Below are 5,027 nucleotides of genomic sequence, written 5' to 3'. Positions count from 1 at the left end.
TCGCACCGCACCGTCCGCCGCCGGCAGCAGCAGGTCGGCGCTGACGGGACGCCCGGCCCCCGCGCGACCGGACGCCGTCACCGTGGCCCGCCGCTCCGCCAGGTACCCGTGGCCGTCGCCGATGCCGGTCCACACCGAGCCGCTCACCCGCAGCGTGACGTCGGCACCCGGCCAGGCCCCGAGGGCGACGAGCGCTCCGCCGCGCTGTCGCAACCGCGCGGACAGCCGGGAGACGTCGCCGGGCACGACCCGGCCGAGCGGTCGGGTCAGGACGATCTGCGCCACGTCGGCGAGCGCCGCGGTCACCGTGAGCCACTGGTCGCCCGGGTCGGGCACGAGCACGAGCCGCTCGAGGTCGATACCCATCGCCGCCGCTGCCTCGACCCCGAAGGACGGCACCCCGACCACGGCGCACCAGGCTCCCTCTGTCGAGGCCGCCTGCAGCATGGTCATGGCGAGCAGCACGGACTCCTGCACGGCGTAGGAGCCCCCGACCCGGATCGCACCGCCGGGCAGCAGCGGCTGCAGGGCGTCGGCGGTGGGGAGCCCCTGGGCGTCGACGCGGGGCGCTTCCATCTCGGACACCCGGGAGCGCAGCGCCGTGATGCGTTCGAGCGCAGCACGGGCGTCCCCCAGGTGGTCGACGCGCCGGGTCGGGCGGGCCGCCCCCGACCGGCCCCCGGGGCGAGCAGGGACATCCGGGCGAGCAGGGGCATCCGGCCCGGTCGCCCCCTCGGGCCCGGGCGACAGGAGTGCGGCCGCCGTCTGCATGCCCTCATATTCGAACATGTGTTCGATGATGTCAACCGGGTCCGACATCCGGTGGACACCGTGGTCGAACACCCGTTCGACACGCCCGGCATCACCAGGAGGCGGTGATCCCCAGGGCCCCGAACACCGACCGCGTCTTCGTCTCGACCTCGTCCGCCTCGTCCGACGCGACCGAGGACCACGTCACCGCACCCCCGGCCCCGAACGTCCGCGACCGTTCCGCACCTCGGTCGTCCAGCACCGTCACCAGTGTGCGGATGGCCACCGACAGGTCGACCGAGCCGTCCGCCGAGAAGTACCCGACGACCCCCGAGTACACGCCCCTCGGCGCCCCCTCGAGCCGGTCGGCGATCGCCATCGCGCTGGTCTTCGGCGCCCCCGTCATCGATCCGGGCGGGAACGCAGCGCGCACGAGGGCCGCACGGGACGCCCCTGCCGGCAGCGCGGCCGAGACCGTCGACACGAGCTGGTGCACGGTCGCGTAGGTCTCGACGTCGCAGAGCCGCTCCACGTGCACCGACCCGGGTACCGCCGTGCGGAGCAGGTCGTTCCGCAGCAGGTCGACGATCATCACGTTCTCGGCGCGGTCCTTCGCGCTCGCCGCGAGCGCCGCGCGCGCCGCGGCGTCGCGTCCCGGGTCCGTGTCGCGGGGCCGCGTGCCCTTGATCGGCTCGGCGACCACCGTTCCGTCGGCGTCCACCTGTAGGAACCGCTCCGGGGACCGGCTGGCGACCCGCAGCGGGCCGAGTCGCAGCCAGGCGCCGAACGGGACGGGGTCCGCACGGCGCAGTCGCAGGTACTCGACCAGGTGCGGGTCGGTGGCGGGCGGGAGCGGGGCCTCCCGTCCGGACGCGCCGACCGCGAAGGCGGTCGTGAGGCACACCTGGAACGCGTTCCCCTCGCGGATCTCGGCGCGGCACGCCTCGACCGCGGCCTCGTACGCGTCGCGGGACACGCGTCCGTCGGCGACGGTCTGGAGGCCCGCAGCACCGTCCGGCACGTCGGCCGGCGGCCGTCCCGTGTGCGGCCCCGCCAGCCACGCACGGTTCGCCGCACTGGCTGTCGGTTCGTCGTCGGCCACCAGGGCGAGCGCCCAGGCGCGACCGTCGGCGTGCACGACGAGCGCCCGGTCCGCGAAGCGCAGGTCGGCGTCCGCGTGCGCCGCGGTGCGGTCGGGTCCACCGGACTCCCGGCCGAGCTCGTACCCGAGGAACCCGACCCAACCGAGCGCGAAGCCGCAGCCGGGCACCGGCGCGTCGAGCAGCGGTGTCCGCGTCAGCAGGTCGTCGAGCACGGCGAACGCCGGACGGTCCTCGGACCGGGACGTCCCGAACCACCGCCGTGCCGCGGGCGGGACGTCGAGCACCGCACGTCGGTCCTCGTGCCGGAACCGCGTCGCGAAAGGCCCGTCCGTGTGGGCGAGGAGCGACCACCGGGCGCGTCCGCGAGCGGCCTCTGGAGCACCCTCCGGCAGCCCGGAGTCGAGCCAGACGACGTCGGACGTGGTGGCGGCCGCCAGCGCACCGAGGTCCGGCGCGACGTCGAGCCGCCGCGCGAGGACCCGCGCTCGGGTCAGACCGCGGCGATCGTCCACGAGGCGGCGTGCGCGGCGCCGGGAGCCAGCACGACGAGCCCGGCCTCCTCGCCCGCGTTGAAGGCGTCCGGTGCGCAGGTCATCGGCTCGACCGCGAGGCCGACGCGGTGGTACTCCGGCACGACGTGGTCGGCGGTGTGCACCTGCGCCCAGCCGCACTCCGGCCCGAAGGACACCCGGACGCCGTGGCCGTCCGCCGCGGTGAGCGCGATCGTCGCCAGTCCCTCGGCGTCGCGGTCGAAGCCGGTGAACGCGTGGTCGATGAACCGCTCGCCGATCGGGGTCGCCGTCCGCAGGTCGAACTCGTCGTGCACGGGGGCCAGACCGGTCGGCACGAGACGGTCCTCGGTGACCTCGAGCACCTCGGCGGCGGGCAGGGTCAGGGTCCAGTCGTCGACACGGCCCTCGCCGGCGACGAGGTACGGGTGCGGGCCGGTCCCCCACGGAGCCGCGTCCCCACCGGTGTTGGTGCCGGTGACGGTCGTGTGCAGGCCGTCGGCATCGACGCGGTACTCGACGAGCACCTCGACACGGTACGGGTACCCCTCCTGCGCCGGGACCGTCGTGGCGAGCACGGCACGGTCGGGCTCGTGGGCCACGGTGCGGAAGTCGGTCCACGCGACGAGCCCGTGCAGCGCGTGGTGCCGCTTCGGCTCGGTCAGCGCGAGCTCGTGGTCCTGCCCGCCGAACGAGTAGCGGCCGTCGACGACCCGGTTCGGCCACGGCGCGAGGACGGCGCCGCGGAAGGCCGGACGGACCTCGTCGGCGGAGAACGGCACGACCAGGTCGCGTCCGTCGGCCCGGAGGGTCCGGAGCGACGCACCGACCGAGGCGATCTCGGCGGTGTACCCGCCGGCGGTGATCGTCAGGGCGGATCCGGACAGCGGGGCTCCGGCCAGGGGCGCGTCGTTGCTCATGCGCAACAGCGTAGTGGGACCGGGAGGCCCGGACGGACGCCGGCGGGCCGGCTGCTGACTGCCAGCTCGCAGCTGGCAGCTGCCGACTGCCAGCCCCTCGGAACGACGAAACCCCCGCCGGATGTCCGGCGGGGGCTTCGTGTCTGGGTGGATCTGAGGGGACTCGAACCCCTGACCCCCTGCATGCCATGCAGGTGCGCTACCAGCTGCGCCACAGACCCATGTTCACTTCTTCGCTGTGCTCACCGTTCCCGGCGGCACCATGGAAGCGTACACCACGCGAACGCCGGGTGACGAAATCGACTCCGTCACCCGGGCGCGTCGCGCTACGCCGTGTGGTCGACGGGCAGCTCGAGCGGGATCGTCGGGCAGTCCGACCAGAGGCGCTCGAGCGAGTAGTACTGGCGGTCTTCCTCGTGGAAGACGTGCACCACGATGTCGCCGAAGTCGATGAGGACCCAGCGGCCCTCGGTCCGGCCCTCGCGCCGGAGCGGCTTGGCGCCGGCGGCGATCAGGCGGTCCTCGACCTCGTCCGCGATGGCGAGCACGTTGCGCTCGTTCCGGCCGGTCGCGAGCAGGAACACGTCGGTGAGCTGTAGCGGCCCGGTCACGTCGAGGGCGACGAGGTCTTCGGCCTGCTTCGCGTCGGCCGCCTGGGCGGCGATCTGCACGAGTTCCAGTGCGCGTGAGGAGGCGGTCACGGAGTCCTTCCGGTCGTCGGCACCGCGCTCTGCGGGTCCGTGTGGTGGGTCCTGATCATAGGCCACCCCGCCGACAGCGACCAGGCCGGTGGGCCGGGTCGGGCGACGGGGTGACGTTCGACGAGGGGTCCGGCGGGCGGTCAGCCGCCGAAGTGGGTGGTGAGCAGGGCGACGATGATGACGCCCGCCGCAGCGAGGCCGACGGCCCCGACGGTGACACCGAGGATGACCGGCGTCCGGGACTCCTTCGGCTTCGCGGCGGCGAGCACGACCTGTCGAGTCGAGGTGTGGCTCGAGATCGCGCGGCTCGCTCGGACGGGGCTCGCGTCGGTCTCCGGCTGCTCGTCGTGCTGCTCGAGCAGACGGTCGACCTCGGCCCCGTCGATGGGACGGTGCGAACCGGTGGACGACAGCGAGGCCGGCAGGTCGATCGACCCGGTCAGGATGACCTCACCGGTGGCGTTCAACGCACCGGTGGGGTCCGCCAGCGCGGAGTTCGGCAGCACGATCGAGTTGGTGTCCTGCACGGCGACGCGGCGGGTGCCCGTCACGTCGTGCACCTCGGCGTCGTCGGTGTGCCTGGCCTGCTGGGTCCAGTGACCGGCCGGCGGCTCGAAGGCCGTGGTCACCGGCTTCGGCTCGGGACTCCGCCGGAACGCCGCGGGGACGCGCGGCGCATCGGCGTCCGCGTCGCCTCCACTGCCGGCACCGTCGCCCCGGCTGCTGGTGCCGTCGTCGGACCGTCGCGCGGTCGCGGGCGTCGGACGCTGGACCGGGACCTCGTTCGTGTCGTCGTCGAGCGACAGCGGGAACACGACCGGCGTCGAGGCCGTCGGCGCCGGTGCCGGTGCCGGCTCCTGGGCAGCGTCGTCGTCCGCATCGGAACCCTCGGCGTCGTCGGCACCCGTGTCGTCGGCACCCGTGTCGTCGTTCTCCGGCGGGGCCCAGGTCGTCCGGTGACGTCGGGGCTCCTCGGCGTGCGCAGCGGCCTCGCTCAGGGGTTCGATCGCGTCCGGGGACCCGTCGGCTTCGGTCGCCTGGGCA

Annotated in this window: 4 protein-coding genes, 1 tRNA gene and 1 pseudogene; all 6 read right to left on the bottom strand. The window is 74.4% G+C overall.

Translation table 11 applies throughout. The features are described from left to right. Positions 1–789: hypothetical protein (locus D8M35_RS15470; protein WP_126892629.1), on the bottom strand; the 789-nt coding region annotated here is incomplete at its 3' end. Positions 790–862: 73 nt separating this feature from the next. Then, positions 863–2,365 (bottom strand): anthranilate synthase component I family protein, encoded by a 1,503-nt coding sequence (locus D8M35_RS15465; RefSeq protein ID WP_161972689.1) that lies wholly within the window; start codon positions 2,363–2,365, stop codon positions 863–865. Continuing rightward, positions 2,344–3,282: an aldose 1-epimerase family protein gene (locus D8M35_RS15460; RefSeq protein WP_126892627.1), complete on the bottom strand. Its 939-nt coding sequence runs from the start codon at positions 3,280–3,282 to the stop codon at positions 2,344–2,346. Before D8M35_RS15460 ends, D8M35_RS15465 begins: the two co-directional genes overlap by 22 nt. Before the next feature lie 148 nt (positions 3,283–3,430). Next, positions 3,431–3,503, bottom strand: a tRNA-Ala gene (locus D8M35_RS15455). 105 nt (positions 3,504–3,608) lie between these two features. Further along, the gene (gene rsfS / locus D8M35_RS15450; RefSeq protein ID WP_066653181.1) at positions 3,609–3,983 is read right to left on the bottom strand and encodes a ribosome silencing factor; all 375 of its coding nucleotides are present in this window, start codon (positions 3,981–3,983) and stop codon (positions 3,609–3,611) included. Between the two features lie 140 nt (positions 3,984–4,123). Next, positions 4,124–5,027, bottom strand: a pseudogene (locus D8M35_RS16695) (hypothetical protein); the annotation flags it as partial.

The organism is Curtobacterium sp. HSID17257, assembly GCF_003989515.1.
GTDB lineage: Bacteria > Actinomycetota > Actinomycetes > Actinomycetales > Microbacteriaceae > Curtobacterium.
The sequence above is the reverse complement of the archived record's forward strand: the minus strand, read 5'-3'. Positions and strand labels throughout refer to the sequence as shown.